At 69.7% G+C, this 16979-nt stretch carries 18 protein-coding genes; 7 read left to right on the top strand and 11 right to left on the bottom strand.

All coding sequences use genetic code 11. The annotated features are described in order from the left end of the window. Positions 1-94 precede the first annotated feature (94 nt). Positions 95-580, bottom strand: coding sequence for a hypothetical protein (locus C4U03_RS10280; RefSeq protein ID WP_103937502.1), 486 nt, complete (start codon positions 578-580; stop codon positions 95-97). 85 nt (positions 581-665) lie between these two features. Between C4U03_RS10280 and C4U03_RS10275 the strand changes: the two genes are divergently transcribed. The 3 genes from C4U03_RS10275 (at position 666) to C4U03_RS10265 (ending at position 3391) form a co-directional block, all read left to right on the top strand. After that, positions 666-1007 (top strand): PadR family transcriptional regulator, encoded by a 342-nt coding sequence (locus tag C4U03_RS10275; RefSeq protein WP_103937501.1) that lies wholly within the window; start codon positions 666-668, stop codon positions 1005-1007. Continuing rightward, positions 1004-1693: a permease prefix domain 1-containing protein gene (locus tag C4U03_RS10270; RefSeq protein WP_103937500.1), complete on the top strand. Its 690-nt coding sequence runs from the start codon at positions 1004-1006 to the stop codon at positions 1691-1693. The genes C4U03_RS10275 and C4U03_RS10270 overlap by 4 nt, the downstream gene beginning before the upstream one ends. Positions 1694-1906: 213 nt before the next feature. After that, the gene (locus C4U03_RS10265) at positions 1907-3391 is read left to right on the top strand and encodes an alpha/beta hydrolase family protein (protein ID WP_103937499.1); all 1485 of its coding nucleotides are present in this window, start codon (positions 1907-1909) and stop codon (positions 3389-3391) included. A 15-nt stretch (positions 3392-3406) separates the two neighbouring features. Here the strand turns inward: C4U03_RS10265 and C4U03_RS10260 are convergent, their stop codons facing one another. The 3 genes from C4U03_RS10260 to C4U03_RS40335 all read right to left on the bottom strand — a co-directional run bounded on the left by C4U03_RS10260 (position 3407) and on the right by C4U03_RS40335 (position 5349). Next, on the bottom strand, positions 3407-4219 hold the full coding sequence (locus tag C4U03_RS10260) for a phosphotransferase (RefSeq protein WP_103937498.1): 813 nt from the start codon (positions 4217-4219) through the stop codon (positions 3407-3409). 258 nt (positions 4220-4477) lie between these two features. Further along, positions 4478-4741 carry a helix-turn-helix domain-containing protein gene (locus C4U03_RS10255; protein ID WP_103937497.1) on the bottom strand — a complete coding sequence of 88 codons (264 nt, stop codon included), beginning with the start codon at positions 4739-4741 and terminating at the stop codon, positions 4478-4480. Positions 4742-4923: 182 nt separating this feature from the next. Further along, on the bottom strand, positions 4924-5349 hold the full coding sequence (locus C4U03_RS40335) for an ATP-binding protein (protein ID WP_160146943.1): 426 nt from the start codon (positions 5347-5349) through the stop codon (positions 4924-4926). Between the two features lie 217 nt (positions 5350-5566). Here C4U03_RS40335 and C4U03_RS10245 point away from each other — a divergent pair, with 217 nt between their 5' ends. From C4U03_RS10245 to C4U03_RS10235, 3 genes are all read left to right on the top strand, one after another. Then, positions 5567-6304, top strand: a complete 738-nt coding sequence (locus tag C4U03_RS10245) for a DUF5753 domain-containing protein (RefSeq protein ID WP_146087307.1) — start codon at positions 5567-5569, stop codon at positions 6302-6304. After that, positions 6276-6452 (top strand): DUF397 domain-containing protein, encoded by a 177-nt coding sequence (locus tag C4U03_RS10240; protein ID WP_103937494.1) that lies wholly within the window; start codon positions 6276-6278, stop codon positions 6450-6452. The genes C4U03_RS10245 and C4U03_RS10240 overlap by 29 nt, the downstream gene beginning before the upstream one ends. Before the next feature lie 204 nt (positions 6453-6656). Then, positions 6657-7754 (top strand): hypothetical protein, encoded by a 1098-nt coding sequence (locus C4U03_RS10235; RefSeq protein ID WP_103937493.1) that lies wholly within the window; start codon positions 6657-6659, stop codon positions 7752-7754. Positions 7755-7988: 234 nt separating this feature from the next. On the opposite strand, the gene C4U03_RS10230 is transcribed toward C4U03_RS10235, so the two are convergent. The 4 genes from C4U03_RS10230 to C4U03_RS10215 form a co-directional block, all read right to left on the bottom strand. Beyond that, the gene (locus C4U03_RS10230) at positions 7989-8819 is read right to left on the bottom strand and encodes a hypothetical protein (protein ID WP_146087306.1); all 831 of its coding nucleotides are present in this window, start codon (positions 8817-8819) and stop codon (positions 7989-7991) included. Between the two features lie 99 nt (positions 8820-8918). Continuing rightward, positions 8919-9971, bottom strand: a complete 1053-nt coding sequence (locus tag C4U03_RS10225) for a hypothetical protein (RefSeq protein WP_103937491.1) — start codon at positions 9969-9971, stop codon at positions 8919-8921. Positions 9972-10368: 397 nt separating this feature from the next. Continuing rightward, on the bottom strand, positions 10369-11247 hold the full coding sequence (locus tag C4U03_RS10220) for a hypothetical protein (RefSeq protein WP_235017760.1): 879 nt from the start codon (positions 11245-11247) through the stop codon (positions 10369-10371). A 332-nt stretch (positions 11248-11579) separates the two neighbouring features. Then, entirely contained in the window at positions 11580-11888 is a 309-nt protein-coding gene (locus tag C4U03_RS10215) for a helix-turn-helix transcriptional regulator (protein ID WP_103937489.1), read from the bottom strand. 208 nt (positions 11889-12096) lie between these two features. Between C4U03_RS10215 and C4U03_RS10210 the strand changes: the two genes are divergently transcribed. Next, positions 12097-12531, top strand: a complete 435-nt coding sequence (locus tag C4U03_RS10210) for an STAS domain-containing protein (protein ID WP_103937488.1) — start codon at positions 12097-12099, stop codon at positions 12529-12531. Positions 12532-12638: 107 nt separating this feature from the next. Here the strand turns inward: C4U03_RS10210 and C4U03_RS10205 are convergent, their stop codons facing one another. The 3 genes from C4U03_RS10205 to C4U03_RS10195 form a co-directional block, all read right to left on the bottom strand. Beyond that, positions 12639-13484 carry a hypothetical protein gene (locus C4U03_RS10205; RefSeq protein ID WP_146087305.1) on the bottom strand — a complete coding sequence of 282 codons (846 nt, stop codon included), beginning with the start codon at positions 13482-13484 and terminating at the stop codon, positions 12639-12641. Next, positions 13484-14149 carry a SigE family RNA polymerase sigma factor gene (locus tag C4U03_RS10200; RefSeq protein WP_103937486.1) on the bottom strand — a complete coding sequence of 222 codons (666 nt, stop codon included), beginning with the start codon at positions 14147-14149 and terminating at the stop codon, positions 13484-13486. Before C4U03_RS10200 ends, C4U03_RS10205 begins: the two co-directional genes overlap by 1 nt. A 7-nt stretch (positions 14150-14156) precedes the next feature. After that, positions 14157-16979 (bottom strand): glycoside hydrolase family 48 protein (locus C4U03_RS10195; RefSeq protein WP_103937485.1); only part of this gene is annotated, 2823 nt, incomplete at its 5' end.

The raw sequence follows: 16979 nt of genomic DNA, 5'->3' as shown, positions 1-16979 counted from the left end.
GCTGCCCGCAAAATGGTCAACACTTTAACTATTTTGGACCCGGAAGGGCTGCACCGGCAAGGTCGCGGCGTTCCGCCGTGCCGCGCGCTCGGGGTCAGGCTCCCGTGGTGGAGCCGGGGCGGACGATCATCAGGACGACGACGATCGCCCACAGCAGGTTGAAGATGCCGGTGAGCATGGTCAGCCGGGTCGCCGCCTGCGCGTTCGCGGAGGCGTTCGCGGTGGTGGTCGTGGCCTCGGACGAGGTCAGCAGGCGCTGCTGGCCGGGCAGGATGGCCAGCGCCAGCAGGGCCGCGGCGATCGCGGTCAGGACGACCGATGCGATCAGCCAGGCGTCGGTGAGCACGCCGAGCTGGGCGGCGGTGGAGAACCCGAAGACCGGGACGGCGATGCCCACGACGGCGTAGCCCTGGCAGATCCGGTGCAGGAACGCGGCGACCCCGGGAGCGGGCCCGCCCGCGTCCGCTCCCTCGGCCGCCGGCTGCCGGGCGTACCGGGGGAACAGCGAGGCGGCGACGGCGACCGGTCCGATGGTCAGGATCGCCGCGAGCACGTGCACGGACAGCAGGAACTTGGTCACCGCGGATCTCCGATAGGTAGGCAGCCAATACATTGGCCACCAATAGGTAGCACACCTACCCGTAGCATGGGTAGGCTGGCTTTCCATGAGGGCAGACGCGGTGCGGGGACATCTGGACGGACTGCTGCTGTCCGTGCTGGAGTCGGGCCCGCTGCACGGCTACGCGATCATCACCGCCGTCCAGGAACGCAGCGGAGGAGCACTGGAGCTGCGCAAGGGCACGATCTACCCGGCGCTCAACCGGCTGGAGCGGCTCGGGCTGCTGCGCAGCACCTGGGAGTCGGCGGGCGAACGGCGGCGCCGCCGCTACGAGCTGACCGACGCCGGACGGCGCAGCCTGGCCGCCGAGCGGACGGCATGGCGAGAGTTCACCACCGTGATCGGCGCGGTCCTCAACCCGGCCCCGATATCCGGACAGACCACATGAAGGCCCCCGCCCGGCACACCGGCCCGGCCGGAGACACTGATCCGATCGAGGGTTACCTCGCGGCCCTGACCACCGCCCTGCGCGGTCCGGCGCGGGCCAAGGCCCGGATGATCGAGGAGATGCGCGACGGCCTCGTCGAGACGGCGATGGCCTACACCGACGAAGGGATGCCCTACCGGCAGGCCGCCGGCGAAGCGGTGCGGGAGTTCGGCAGTCCCGAGGAGATCGCGCCGAGCTGCCAGCGGGAACTCACCATCGTCCAGGCCCGGCACACCGCCCGCGTCGCCGCCCTCACCGTCCCGCTCCTGTTCGCCTGCTGGTACCTGGTCCGGACCACCGGCCAGGGCTGGCAGCCGCCGGGCGCGGCGCTGCTGCCGGCCGGTGTCGCGGCCACCGCCGCGCTGCTGGCCTCGGCGACGCTGGCGGCCACCGGCACCCTCGCCCGCCGGCTGCCCACCCCACGTCGGCTGCCCCTCGCGGTGGCCTGGACCGGCACCACCACCGCCGTGGCCATGGCACTGACCGCCCTGGCGTTCGCCGTCACGTCGCCACCGGCCGTGGACTGGCCGCTGGTCGCGCTCGTCGCCGCGCTCGCCGTCGCCTCGCACGCCGTGATCGCGGCCTCCGCCCGCGTCTGCCGCGAATGCGCCCGCCTGTCGGCCGCCCCGTCCGGGGCAGGCGGCTGACCCTCGTACGCCACCGGCTCCGGCGGATGGGGCCAGGTCGCTTTCGGTAACTCGGCCGAGCGACTGCTCCTCGTACGCGGTAATCGGTCGAGCGGCTGCCCCTCGTACGCCACCGGCTCCGGGCATTGCGAAGGGGCGGATTCGCCCCTTAAGGTCGGCCTGATCTTGAAAGGGAGTCCTTACCCGGTTTCTCCCGCCCCCGAGGAGCGTCCGATGCCCCGTTCCCTCGTCGTGTCCGTCGCAGCGTCGCTGGCGCTGGCCCCGTTGGTCCTGTACGTTCCCGCGGCGCACGCCGCCGACGGCGTACGGACGGTGCAGGTCAGGTCGTTCGACGGTGTCCGGCTGGTGACCAACTTCTTCCCGGCCGCCGGGCCGGCGAAGGGCGGCCGGGCGCCGACCGTCATGCTGGGGCACGGCTTCGGCGGGCGGGGCGAGACCGATCCCGACGCCGGGCAGGTCGGACCGCTGCGCAGGGCCGGCTACAACGTGGTGACCTGGAACGCGCGGGGCTTCGGATCCGGCGGACGGGCCAACCTCAACTACCACCGGTTCGAAGGCCGCGACTCCACGGCGCTGATCGACTGGATCGCCCGGCAGCCCGAGGTGCTGACCGACCGTCCCGGCGACCCTCGGCTGGGCATGGCGGGCGGCAGCTACGGCGGCGGTATCCAGTTGCTGACCGCCGGGCTGGACCGCCGCGTGGACGTGATCGCCCCCAACGTCACCTGGAACTCCCTGACGGATTCGCTGTATCCGTCCCGGGTGTTCAAGTCGGGCTGGGCGAGCCTGCTGTGCCTGGCCGGGCACACCCAGGGCAACCGCGTCGCCCCGCAGGTGTCACAGGGCTGCGTGTCCGGGCTGGCCTCCGGGACGGTCCCGGCCTCCACGGAGCGGTGGATCGACGACCACGACCTGGACCCGCAGGTGAAGCGGATTCGGATCCCGACGCTGCTGCTCCAGGGCACCATCGACACTCTGTTCCCGCTGCGCGAGGCCATCACCAACCACCGGCTGCTGAAGGCCGGCGGCGCCCCGCTGAAGATGGTCTGGTACTGCGGCGGGCACGGCGAGTGCTCCACCGGGACCGGCCCCAAGGACTACATCGCCGGCCTCACCCTCACGTGGTTCGACCGCCACCTCAAGGGCGACCGCTCGGTCTCCACCGGCCCCGCCTTCGAGTACATCGACCAAACCGGGACGTTCCGCGGCGGCTCCTACCCGCTGCCCGCCCTGCCCTCCGTCAAGACCACCGCACCGCGCGCCCGGCTGCTGGCCGTCAACGACCTGGCCAAGTCCGGCACCCAGACGTCCGCCACGAAGGCCACCAACGGCCTGACCATCCGGCTGCGGACCTTCGACGGTCACTCGGTGGGCGAGCCCCGCCTGTCGTTCACTTACACCGGCCGGGCCTCCCGTACCAAGACGCACGTCTACGCCCAGCTCGTCGACCAGACCACCGGCAAGGTCCTCGGCAACCAGGCCACGCCCATCCCCGTCACCCTGGACGGCCGCACCCGCACCGTGACCCACAACCTGGAGACCATCGCCTGGAAGCTCACCCGCGACAGCCGGATCGCCCTCCAGATCATCCCCAACACCGCCCTGTTCGACGGTCAGCGCGCCCTCGGCACCATGACGATCTCCAAGACCTCCCTCACCCTCCCCCGCGTCCGCCCCGGCACCATCACGGCCCGCTGACCCCCGCCCCGCTTCTCACGGGAGTCTGCTCTTTCGGTGGTCGGCCCACCGCTGAGCCACTGCAACGTATTCCGGCACTTTGGCTACGCCCTTGGATTCGGCGTGTCGTCTCCATCGTTCGGCGGAGAGTTGTGCGTAGAGATCAATGGCCACCGGATCGGCGGTGGTCCATGAGGGGAACTGGGAAGCCCACTCCTCCGCTTCGGCTGGGCTGTGCCCGGCTCTGATCAACCAACGTACGGTCTGCCCCACTTCCACCCACGAGGCTCCGCGCGACGCGAACGCCCAGTCCACCGCGTGGACACGGCCGGCAAGCGTGATGAGCAGGTTCTTGGGGTTGAGGTCGGTGTGCAGCAAGGCATCACCCGCCATCGCGGACACATCGCAGGCCAGGCTCGCCCAGCGCCGTTCGACACGCATCTCCACAACGTCCGGGCAAGAGGTGTCCTGGAGGCGGTGAATCACCTTCGCCAGAACCGCGAGATCAGGAGATCCGGGGGAGTAGTCGGCGTGTCGACCCGCTACGCATTCGAAGCCGAGCGCAACCCACCCCTTGGTCTCCAGGTGCCAGAGAAGCCGAGGGGTGAACTCGCGAATGTAGGGATTGATCACGGCTTCACGGCGCAGCGACCGGATTCCAGGGCCTTCCCCATCGACCGGCTTCCGAGCGGCCTTGACGAAGATCTGCCCGTCCGCCGTGTGGAGCGTGGCCGCGATGTTCGCGTTACTGCCGCCGGAAGCCGACTGGAATCGGGCGATGAGCCCGGTTCGTTTCTCGATGAGATCCCGGATCTCGGCGGGCAGCTCCTCCACCCGGTCGCCGCGCATCTGGCTTCCCTTCCGTCAGCCGCCGCCGGGCTCACTGCACTCGGGCGGGCAGCAGGGCGTCTCCTCACCGTCCCGGCCAGGGTTCCGGTCAGAAGATTCGCATGGTCGAGCGCCTACCATATTGGCGGCATTTGTGGCCAGAAGCGTCGCAGCAGCAGATCATGCCTCTGCAGGCGGCGCAGGCGCAGGTGTGGCACGGCTCGGCGCTCCGGATGACCTTCCTCCTGAACGCCGTCACCGCGCGTACGAGCCAGGGCGTCAGGAGTCCCTCCGGGCTTGCAGGCGGTGGATGGTGTGGATGGTCGGTCTTCGGTGGCCGTTCAGTAGTTCGGCGAGGGCTTGGACGTCTTCGGATAGGTAGCGGGTGTGGGAGATGACGCCGAGGTGGCCGGGGTCGAGGTGGCGGATGAGTCCGGCCCGTGCCCAGCGGCGGACGGTTCCGGTCGTGGTCCGCAGTAGGTAGGCCGCCTGCCCTGGGGTCAGGTAGGCGCGTTGCCAGGAGTGGTCGTCCTGCGGCTTCACGGGTCGCGGCCCGGGTCGCGTTCGGATGCCGCGCACACCGCGACGAGGAGCCAGAAACCTACGACCACACCGGCCAGGAAAACGCCGGCCAGGGCGGTGAGGGAGACCATGACGGCGGTCCTTTCCGGGAACGGCAGTGATCCCGGCCCCGAGGGGCTGACCTTCTGCCGGTGGACGAGGTGTCAGACGTTAAGCGAGGCGCAGACCCACTTGCCCGGACCCGTTCCGGGGCGTTCCATCCACACCTCGCGGGAAAGCGCCCGCACGATGTGCAGGCCCCAGCCGCCGGGGTCGTCGGGCAGGGCGTCGACGTCGTTCAGGTCGACCACCGGCAACGGTCCGGGCGACGGCGTACCGGCCGCGCCGTCCCATACCGCCAGCACCAGCCCCCTGGACTGCTCCCCGAGGAACAGCACCACCGTGTCCCAGGGGCCGCTGGCCCGCGCGGCATTGGTCACCAGTTCGGCCGCGATGAGCTGAGCGTCCTCGATCGCGTCCGGATAACCCAGCCGCCGCAGATGCGCGCCGACATACGTACGCGCCAACCCGACCGCCGCCGGCGAGGCCAACAACCGCCTTTTGAGCGCGTCCCCCGTGGTCTGCTGCACCGTGATCCCCTCCAAAGGTCTTCTTGTGACGCAAGCCACAGAGTGGACCGGAGCGAGATAAGCTGTCGCGTATTGGTGGGCATCCAATAACGCCAATACCCCTCGGGAGTGATCAGTGAACCCCGTAGAGTCACTGGACCCTGACGCCTCAATCTTGCACTGGATAGCCTTTGACCTGCGATTTTGGCGCACGAAGAGCGGACTATCACTCGCACAGATGGCCAAGATCATGAACTGTACGAAGGGGACCGTATCGAACCTTGAGCACGCGAGGCCGGGGTATCGGCTCGATGAACGTCAAGCCAAGGCGATCGATGAGTACTTCGGGCTCGGAGTCCACTTCCAGCGCATGGTTCGCTACGCGAAGTCTGGCCATGATCCGGACTGGTCGAGGCAGCACACCCTCTACGAACAGCGTGCGCTGACGATCAGAACGTATGAGGCGATGGTCGTGCCGGGGCTCCTCCAGACCGAGGACTACGCCCGAGCACTCTTGACCGCTGGCTACGCGGACGACGTAGAGACATGGGTGAAGCGGCGAATGTCAAGGCAAGCAGTGCTGGCCAAGTCCGACAGGCCACACCTGTGGGTCATCATCAGCCAGAACGTCCTTGACTGGCCCGTAGGGGGAGCTGCAGTCATGGCAGCACAGCTTGCGCGGCTGTTGGAGATTTCAGAGATGCCCAACGTCACGCTCCGAGTGCTCCCCCGATCCGTCGGCGCCCATCTGGGCCTAGAAGGCACGTTCAAGATCGTATCTGTGAAGGAGGGCGACGTCGTGTACATGGAGGCGTGCGGCGGAGGCAGGCTGACGCAGGACCTCACGGACGTGCGCAAGTACCATGTGCGGTATGACCGAATCGGGGCAGATGCCCTGCCGAGGAATTCCAGTAGAGATCTAATACGCCGGGCTATGGAGACCTACCATGACGCAGTGGCGCAAGAGCAGCCATAGCGGTGCAACGCAGGGCACAGACTGTGTCGAGTTGGCCGCTCTCCCCGAAGGTGTCGGCCTGCGCGACAGCAAGGCACCTGACGCCGGACACCTCACCATCTCCCCCGAAAGCTTCGCCGCGCTGCTGGAGCAGATCAAGAACAGTTAGGCCACGCCACGGTAGGACAGCACCAGAAGCTCCTGGCAGGACGGTCGTTCTGGTCGACTCCGCATCTCCCGGGGGCTTCCCTGCTTCGCGGCCGGCACTCGCACCCTGCAACCAGCCTGTGGTCAGCACGATCAGGATGGGAACGGCTCAATGCCGGCGGCTTCGGGTCATCTGCGCCATCGAGGCGTGTGGAAGCATGAGACTGTGCCGAACGATGCCGTTCACGGGGGTTCCGCCCGGTTTGCCGCCCGGCTGGTGGGCACGGTCGCCGCTCCGCTCGACCCTGCGGCGGCGGACGCCCCACAGGTGCTGTCCTGGCCAGGGCGCAGGCTGCTGGTGCAGCGCGGGGACACCGAGCTGGCCGTCCGCGACCTGGACGGGGATGGGACGCAGGTCCGCTTCCCCGCGCCCTGGCCTCGCCGGTACGGCTCGGTGGCGGTCTCTCCCGCAGGGGACGTCGCCGTGTTCGCCGGCGTGCACGCGTTGCGAGCCGTGGATGCGACAGGCGCCGTCCGTTGGGAGATCCGGCACGGTTGTTGGTCCGCCGCCGTGTGCACCAAGGCCCATGTCTCGTTCCGCGAGTACGCCGACGACCATCACCACGGCCACGCCGACAGCGGCTCGGCGGCCTTCTCCTCGGACGGCAAGCTCCTGTGGGCCCACATCCGCACCTACTCGGGGCAGGACAGCGAGGAGGAATGGCTGATCCTCGACCCCGCCGACGGCACGGTGCTGACCCGGGCCGCGACGATGACCGTGGGATCGGGCTCCTTCCACTTCCCCCATCCGGACCCGGCGTACATGGGGCTGACCGTCGCCGAGGGTGAGGAGGACTCGCCCGTGCTGTGGGGCCACTGGGACGGCGCGAAGCTCACCGTCCAGCGGTTCGTCGAGGAGGTCCTCCTCGCCGTGAGCCCGTCCGGGGAGCACTTCCTGACCACGGATACAGGGCAGTGGGACCTCTACCTGCACCGGGCGGAGGACGGCATGGAACTGCGGCGGCTGGACGCCGAGGGCGCCGTGCCCCCTCTCTCAAGCGAGGACGACGACCGCGTTCGTTGGGACTTCGAGGCGGCGTTCCCGTATGACGACACCGCCGTGGTCGGCACCGAGTACTACGCGCAGGCCCCCCGCCACTGGCTTGTCGACCCACGCACGATGGCCCTGCGCGGCCGGATCGCCTACCCCTTCCCCGTCTCGGGTTCTCCCCGATCGGCGGGGCAGGGTGCCTGGTACACGGTCTCCAGGGACCAGACCGCCCTCCACCTGTGGCACCTGCCGGACGGGGAACAAGCCAGCTGAACAGCGGCATGGCGGGCCGTACCGGAAGGCAGGGCCGCCGCCGGCTGGCCAACGTCATCGCGATCACCGAGGAGGGAGCGCCCGCATTTCGGCGAAGTCATGTACTGGCGATTCGCCGGGCGCTGACATGCGTTGACGCGGTACTCGGCGCCGACGACGCGCGGGAGTGGAGACGCCGTTCCGCCCGCGGAAGGCTCCGGTGGCCCCCCCCCGCTGGACCGGGCGACCCGTTCGTCACATCGGTGGCGTGAACAAACCGCCGAACATGGTGAGAAGGTACATCGGGAGGGCCATGCTGCCGGCGATCGAGAGTGCCGCCAGCGCCTGACCGACGGGACCGCGCTGCCGGAACCTGTGGTCCAGCCGCCTCATGCCCAGAGCGAATGCGGCGATGGCCCACAAAGGCACGAGGGCGGCACCTGCGAGCACCAGCGGCACCATTATGGCGTCGCTTTCGGCAACACAGACGGTGGCACCGCAGTCCTCAGGGATGGCGGCGTCGGGAGACAGCATCACCCAGCTCACCGCCCCCAGGATCACCGGTGCCACCAGCAGGACGCCGGTGATCAGAAGAAACGGTGTCAGGGCGCGCTGTGCGGGCCGGTCCGGCCGAGCCGCCGATCCCGTTTCGGGGGCGGAGGAGAGAACAACGGCCCACTTCACCACCATTCCGGCCACCCAGCCGAACAGCAGACCCTCCAGCGCCCCCACAGCGGCGGCACCCACCAACTGCACGGGCACACTCAAGCCGTTCAGATACGGGGCGATGGTGACCATGTGACCTACCGCGAGAGCGACCATGGCGGCACCCCACCCGCCCAGGAAAGGCGTCGTCCCCAGCCGGGCCGCCCGTTCGAGGCACAGGCCGAACGTCAACGCCATAACGGCCATGGCGGCCCCGAGAACGACGGCGTAATGCCGATCCCAGGGCAAGCCGATCCATCGGAGCACCGTATATGCCGGTGGCAGTCCACTCGCCACCGCATTCAGGACGAGGAGGACCATGGACAGCGCGACAGCACCGGCGATCACTACACGAGGACGAATATCCGCTTCACTCAGCACAGGGTCATCCTGACGATCCGCCCCACCCGGCGCGTCATCCCAAGGTCGGATATCCAGGGGACCTCACAAGTCCGTACGAACCCCGGCCCGGTGTGGTGGCTACAGAGGTGGGCCGGAGGGCATCTTGCCGGCGCGGAGGTCCTCGGCCTGGCGGGGGGTGAACGGGGCCTGCATGAGGCAGGGGTCCTGCTGCCAGAGGCGGAAGAAGTCGGTGAGGTAGTTCATGCGCTCGGCGAGGAGAGACCAGTCGGCCGCCGCGCTGCCCAGCACGCTGTTGGGGCTGCGGTCGAAGTCGTACAGCAGTGCCTTCAACTCCAGGTCGATGAGGTCCGTCAGGTGCTCACAGAAGGTCGTCGCGCCGTGCGCCCCGCCCACGTCGCGGCCCAGGCGCAGGGGGATGAGGGTGCGGGTGGTGGTGAAGTCCACCGCCGGCATGTAGACGTCCATCAGGTGGCTGGTCGCCAGGCGGCCCCAGAAGCGGGTGGCGAGGACGTTCAACGGCGCGGGGGTGAACGGGGCGCGCAGCGGCGGGGCCAGCGAGGCGGCGATCGCCTCCTGCAACCTGATCTGCTCGTGCAGGGCCACCTGCAAATTGGCCAGCAGGATCACCTGTGACCGTGCGGCCGAGTGCGGCAGGGGCATCGCCCGGTGGTACGAGCGGGCGGCCGCGATCAGCAGGTCCTGGCCACCCTCGGTCACGAGGCCGGGCCTGAGGGGCTGCAGGACCCGCTCCAGTGCCCGTTCCGCGTCGTCCTCCTCGGTGTAGGCGGTGACCATCGTGTGGAACAGCGGCCCCAGCTCCTGGAAGACCAGCAGGTTGCCCCTGGCCACGTTGCTGCCGACGTGCGGGGCCGCCCACGTCATCAGGTGCCGGCTCACCCACGGGGGAACGGGCGGCAGGCCGACGGGACGGGGCTTCAGCTCGCCCCGGATGAACAGCCCCGCCGTCCGCGACGCCCAGGTGCCGAACCCGCACCACGTCGCGTTCCGGTCGTCCAGCAGCCTCGCCAGGGCGACGGCCAGCTGGTGGTAGGCGTAGGTGATCCGCAGATTGCGCAGCGGCGGATTCTCAGTGCCGATGATCTCGTCGATCTCCTGCAGAGAGAGCGGACCTTCCCGCTCGGTTCCGTGCTCTTCGAGCGAGTGCGTCATGGACCAAGAATCGCAGAGCCCGCCGGTCCGGTCGAGTGCCCGTTGTGGGGCAGAACGGAAACGCCGCCCGCACGAATCGGAAATCGATTTCCGGACGGACGATATCAAGGAACAAGGGCACGACCGGTATGCCGGTGCCGCGCACCGGGAACGCGCGGGAAACTCCCTCCGAATTCGGCAACGGCTCATTGGGGTTTGACGGTCTCGTACGCACTGGCCGCGTCACTTCTGAGGCCGATCGGTGGCTTCCGCCGGTGCGCGCCGCCGACTCCGGCCGCGAATCCGGTCGTCGTACCTCAATCAGCGCGTGAGTTCCGAGAAGACGCCCACGTGGGGACCGGCGCTGACCCGTTCGGCCCCGTGGCGGCGCGCCGGGTAATGGCCGGGCAGGAAGGGCTCAGTCCGGGGCGTCGGTCTCGTCGAGGCGGTAGTGCAGGCGTAGGGCGGGGATCGACCAGAGGGTCAGCGCGTGGTCGGTGCGCAGGACGCCCTCCGTGTCCACGTAGACGTGGAAACGCTCATGCACCGGTATGCGCCGTGCCCAGGCCGGGGAGCCATCGCCCGGGTCGACGACCAGGTAGGCGCCGTCCTCACCCCAGCCTCCCTCGGGTGAGGCGAGGACCAGTCCGCCTTTGGCCGTGACCTCGGGGCGCAGGAGCACCACCAGCCGCCCGTTCGGCAGCGGGAAGACCACGCGTACCCTGGGCTGCCGCACGCCGGGCAGGGTGATGTCCTGGTACCAGCCGCTGAACACGGTTTCGCCGTTCGCCCGCAGGCGCCGTCGCCAGGAGGTGCCGATCACCCGGCCGTCGGCGTCGGCCACAGGCGTGATCTCGCTGCTCATCCCGTGCGCCACGTCCAGCGGCCGCAGCGGCAGGCTCAACTGCTGGAGCCTGCGGGCGAACAGCGTCGAGATCAGCCAGCCGAACGGCCACGCCCACGGCGACCACTGCGACCACAGTTCGAGCCGCCACCGCGCGGTGCGCTCGTAGAAGTCCCGTACCCGTGGATGCAGCGCGGAGGAGTCGAAGCCGGGCCCGTCCAGCAGCGCCATCGACGCCACCAGCCCCGCCGGTCTCTCCTCGTCCAGCACCCGCGCGCCGTGCCGTGCCGCCTCCCGGTGCAGCCAGGAGTCACCGACCCGGTCGCGGTCTCCACGAGGACCGGAGAGCCACTCCTCGTCCGCCGGATCGACCCGCCGGCCGGTCAGCCGCACCCAGCGCTGCGTCCCACGGTCCATCAGCCGTTCGCACGCCCGCCTGATCCCGTCTCTCACGGGACGAGGCTACCCATACGGCTGCTCACCGCCCATTGCGGTCACCGCCCGCAGAGCGGTCCGGCAGTCGGCCGTCGGCGAGCCCGCCGAGACGTCCGAAGACGGCTCTTCAGCGCGTACGGCCGGTGATCCGCCAGGCGACCGTGGACTCAGTCCGAAGAAACCTCGGCGCACCTGGCCTGGCTGGTGATCCACCGGGCGGCCATGGGCTCAGCCCGAAGAAGTCTCGACGCGCCTGGCCCGGTCGGCGATCCGCCGGGCGGCCGTGAACTCAGTCCGAAGAAGTCTCGACGCGCCTGGCCCGCTCGGTGGTCCGCCGGGCGGGGGTGGGGTCAGGCGTAGGTGGACTGGTCGGTGAACAGGGCGAGGAGGTCCCGGACGTCGTGGTCGGCCTCGGCCGGGTGGCGGAAGGGCCGTTCGGCGTTGACGGTGTAGGTGTTGCGGCGCCCGACGCGAGTGCGGGTGAGGTAGCCGGCCTCTTCCAGGTCGGTGATGATCAGCTGGGCGGCCCGCTCGGTGATCCCGATCTCCTGGGCGACGTCGCGCACCCGGATGGTGGGACGCCGGGCGATGCTGATCAGCACCCGGGCGTGGTTGGTCAGGAAGGTCCAGGACTTGCCGCGTCTCGCTGGTGTCTCCACCTGTTCACCTCACCGCCGTACCTGCCCCGGCCGGCTCCGGCCCGGGCCGACCGGGGGCGTCTCCGCGGCGACCGGAGCTGAGGTCGCCTGGAGGCCTCCGTCACAGGTACTATCCTACGACCAAGATTTAGCGAATAATATTTCACGTAACACCTTTAGGGCTTCCGTCGTCCCCGCCCTGCCGGTTCCCTGAGGAAGGCGCACTCCCATGCTCGTGAGGCCGACCGCACCGCAACCCCTGCTGTCGGAAGCGGACCTGCCGCCGGCCGGTCCGTCGGCCGAACGCGGCCGGGACGGGCTGGCGGTCGAGTCCGCCCGCCGGGGGACGTCCACCGTCCTGAAGATGACCGGGCCGCTGCACAAGGGCACCGTGGTCACCGCCGAAGCGGAGATCCTGTCCACGATCGTGCTGGCCCCACAGCCCCTGAACCTGGTGCTGGACCTGACCGAGGTCGACGCCATCGACTCCCACGGCGTGGGTCTGCTGGCCAAGGCCCACTTCGCCGCCCACGCCGTCCGCGGCGTCCTGCACGTCGTCGCCCCCGCCGACAGCCTCGCCCATCGCGTCCCGCATCTGAACGTGACGGACCCCGCGTCCCTGCGAACCGACGAGACCGAGGCAGCCGAAGCAGCCGCCGGGTAACGAAGGGCACCCGGCCCCGCCTTCGCCGCGGACGCCTCGGCCCAGAGTGGTGCTCCAGCGCGCCTTTCGGCGGCCCGATTCTCGGGATGCGCTGGGTGGTGGGCTCCTCAGAAGTGCCCTTGGACGGTGGTCTCGGTGGTCGCGGCGGTCGCGGTCAGAGTGAAGGCGTCCCGGCGGGGGTCATGGTCGGCGCCCCGGTCGTACTGGGCGGCGATGACGTACGAGCCAGGCCGGATCGCACGGCCCGGGAACAAGGTCCAACGGTAGACGACGGCCCTGTCGGTGGCGTCCGTGCTGATGCGGAAGTCCGAGGCGGGCAGCGACAGCCATGAGCCGGTCGGGTTGACCCGCCGCGTACGGACCACCCGGATGGTGACGTCGAGGCCGGCGAGCGGACGGCGTACCTCCAGCCGCAGGGTGTTCTCACCCCAGTGGTCGGTGCTGTTCGCCCCCGGCGCCCCTGTGACCTCCACGATGCGTCCCTTGGCCGCGGGGCGCTTCGTCGTGCCGGGCGACGTGCTCCTCGTGCCTTCCGGTGTCGCCGAGGCGGCCCCCTCGGGCATCTTGCCCGGGGTGGGGACCTGTGAGCTGGTCTGGGCGGGCGACTGCGCCGGAATGTCACCGCCGTCCCGCCCCGTCATCGGCGGGTGAGGCAACCGGCCGCCCCTGTCGGTCAGCGCCAGCGCGGTGAACGAGGTGACGCCGACGACCGCCGCGGTGCCCAGCGCCGTCGCGGCCACGCGCAGGCCGCTCCAGCGCGACCACCACCCCCGCCGTGGCCGTGACCACCGTTCGGTCTCCTCCGGCGGCCCCGTCGTATACGGCCCCACCATGGCCGTCTCCACCCTGCTCCACATGCGGTCCCGGTCGGGCTCGTGCCGCTCCGCCTCATCGCGCAACCGCCGGGCGACGGACTCCTCCGCCGTACTCCACCGACCCTCCTGGTCTCGCATCACGCTCCCTCTCTGAGAGGACCCTTGGCCACGCCGCCGCCGGGCAGTGCCTCGTCGGCGGGCAGCGCCGTGCCCGCGGGGCCGCCGTGCTCCGGGCGGTCGCGCAGTGTCCGGGCCAGTTCGGCCAGGCCGCGTGAGGTCTGGCTCTTGACCGTTCCGACGGAGATGCCCAGGATCCGGGCGGTCTCCTGTTCCGACAGGTCGAAGGCGAGCCGCAGAACCACGCAGGCGCGCTTGCGGTGCGGCAGCCGCCGCAGCGCGGCCCGCACGTCGACGATCGCCGCCACGTCCGGGTCCTCCCGCGCCTCGCGTTCACCGGCCTGCAGGGCGTGCAGCCCGCCGCGTTCGCGTACCAGGGTCCGGATCCGGCTGTTGCACATGTTGACGACCATCCGCCGTACGTAGGCCAGGGGCTGGTCCGCGCCGCGCACCCGGTCCCACCGGTGCCAGGCCGCCGCCAGTGCGTCGGCGGCCAGGTCGTCGGCGGCGTCCGGGTCGCCCAGCAGCAGGAACGCCAGCCGGGCCAGCTCTCGATGGTGCCGCTCGAAGAAACCCCGGAACTCCGCCCGGGCGGCCTCGTCGGCGGAGTCTGGTGAGCCCAAGGGGTCCGCCTCCCGCCGAGGAACGCGGGAGGCGGCCGGCGCGCCGCGTCCCGCGTCCGTCATCGTCGGCTCATTCGTTGAACATTGAACCGTAGTCGGCCATCGCCATCGCTATGTCGGCCTGCGCCCAGAACCGGTGGTACCGGAACACCGGGACGGTGGAACTGGCGCCGGTGGCGTAGGCCCACACCCGTTCGTAGTCGGGGTCGTTCTTGTAGAAAGAGCGGATCGACATGAACGTGGAAGAGGAGTTGATCGGGTCGCCGTTGGGCATCTGGCCGCTCCAGCCCGGCGGGACGTAGACGGGGTCCTTGACCCGGGCATAGTCGGCCTTGGTCTCTGGCACCGTGACCCCGGCGGCGTCCTGATGCTTCCACAGGGCGTCCAGCAGGTTCTTGGCGGCGGTCCTGGCGTCGGTGTCGCCGGACCTGGCCGCGTACGCGGTGAGGGTCCGGGCGAGCGCGGCGGCGGTGCCGACGTCCTGGGTGTAGTCCACCACGGTGACGTGCAGGCTGGTGTTGACCGGTGGCGTGCCCACGTTGTTGGACCAGTCGGCGTCCGGCTGACCGCTCCAGCTCAGCGTGGACGGGAGCTGGTAGTCGCCCGTGGCGGGGTTGGCGGTGGTGTGCAGGAGCACCCAGTCCACCCACTTGTCCAGCAGCGTCTTGGCGGCGGCGTTGCCGGTGGCGTTGTAGAGCTCGGCCACCCGCTGCATGGACCACACCTGGAAGCCGAACCACTGGTTGCTGGGCGGGTCGTGGTAGACCGGCTGCCAGTCGTACGCCATGCCGAAGAACTTCGTCAGTCCCGCCGGTGGAGTGTTGTAGCTGCCCTCCCAACTGTTGGTGGCGCCACCGGCGATCCCGCCCTCCACCGATTGCAGCCACTTGTAGAACTGCAACTGGCGGGTGAGGCTGGCCTGCCAGTCGGCCTTGGCGGTCGCACCCTTGGGCGCCATCGCCGGATTGTTGACCAGGGCGTAGGCGGCCATCGGGTTCTGGTAGCCGAAGTGCGAGGCGCCGTCGCCGATACGCCAGGCCCAGCCTCCGCCGGAGCCGAGGGAGCCACCCCAGGCGTAGTACCACGACAGCAGGTAGTGCGCGCTGTCCTTGCCGGTGCCCCCCGGGCAGGACGTGGCCGGGTAGCAGTTGCCGATCCGCTTGAAGTACTTGTCGAAGAACGCGTACCGCAGGTAGTCGCCGAGCTTGCCCGCCTTGGCCACGGTGGCAGCCACGTCGGTGCCCCTGTTCTGCTGCTTGGCCCACACGTCGGCCCAGTAGGCGGCCTGGATGGCGCGGGCGTCGGCGTCCGGTGCGTTGGTGAACTTCCACTGCTTGGCGTAGCTGGAGTCCTTGATGAACAGGTCCAGGTAGCCGTTGGGTCCGCCGTAGGTGAACTCGTCGCAGGTCGGCTGCGGGATGGTCTCGAAGACCGACTCCTGCGAGCCGCGCTGGTAGGTGTTGATGTAGGACGGGCCGTCCGCGGACGGTCCCTCCTCGCAGCCGCCGCCGGGCGTGTTGCCGTAGCCGTAGACGTTGTCGACGTCCTGCAACCAGTGCATGCCGTAGATGTCGTCGGTGCCGTAGGCGGACTTCAGCTCACCGGCGATCGGGTCGTCCCCGGTCGGCACGCTCGGCTCGATCTGCGAGGGGTAGTCGCTGGGCGAGGGATGCTCGGCGGCGTAGGTGGCCGGCGAGTTCGCCTGGTAGGAGGCGTTGGTGGGCTGGTCGGCGTGGGTCGGGATCATGTAGCGCTCCATCAGCGCCCAGGAGGCGTTGAAGGGGGCCCAGTTCTGGGTGACCTTGCCGTACATGGCCTCCAGCCAGATCAGGTAGCTGTAGGCCTCGGAGGTGGTCTCGTGGCCGTGGTCGGGGGCCTCCACCAGGAAGGTCTCCACCGAGTGGTACGGGATGCCCTCGGGGCTGAAGTAGCCGTTCGCCGGGTCCTTGATCTTGTTGTACTGGTCGAGGAAGCGCTGTTCGTAGACCCCGCCGGCGGCAACCTGCGTGACGGTGATCTGGGCCGAGGCGTAGCCGGTCGCGGACGAGGTGAAAGTGGCCGCGCCGGTGCCGGTGTTGTCGGCCGTGATCTGCACCTGCTGGGCGGTGGACCAGTTCTGCGGGGTGAACGTGAGCGTGGCGCCCGCCGTCACCGACAGGCCGGAGTTGCCGCTCGTACGGCTGGTGGTGACCGCGACGTTCGCGGACGGCTGCCGTGACAGCCGGACGCCGTAGGTCGCGGCCGTACCGCGCGGCACGGTCAGCGTGGTGGGGCTGGCCACCACACTGGCCTGCGCGGTCACCGTGATGCCGACCGGGGCCGACTCGGCGGTGGCCCCGTTGCTGTCGGTCACCTTGGCGTACAGGGAATGGTTGCCGGCGGTGGTCGGCGTCCAGTTCAGGCTGTAGGGGGCGGTGGTGTCGCCGGGGGCCAGCAGGCCGTCCTGGCTGAAGAACTCCACCTTGGAGATCGTCGCGCCGCCGCCCGGGGTGGCGGTCGCGGCCAGCGGGACGGTGCCGCCGACCGAGTAGGTGGCGCCCGCGGCCGGGCTGGTCAGCGTGACGGTGGGCTGGGTCTGGGTCTGGTTGCAGGGGGTGTCGTTGAGGGTGAAGGCGGTGGGGTCGATGTTGGTGCCGGTGTAGGTGAACTGGGCGCCGATGTTGGTGGTGGCGCCGGTGGACAGGTTGCCGTTCCAGGATTCGTTGTGGACGGTGATGTTCTGTCCGGTCTGGGTCCAGCGTCCGCTCCAGCCCGAGGCCAGGCGTTGGTTGCCGGTGTAGGAGTACTTCAGGGTCCAGCCGGTGAGCGCGTCACCGGTGTTGGTGATGTCGATCGAGGTGGTGAAGCCGGTGCCCCAGTCGTTCTTCTTGTAGACCACCTTGCAGGCGACCGC

The organism is Thermomonospora echinospora (assembly GCF_900108175.1).
GTDB lineage: Bacteria > Actinomycetota > Actinomycetes > Streptosporangiales > Streptosporangiaceae > Thermomonospora > Thermomonospora echinospora.
This window is presented reverse-complemented; position numbering and strand designations above follow the sequence as displayed.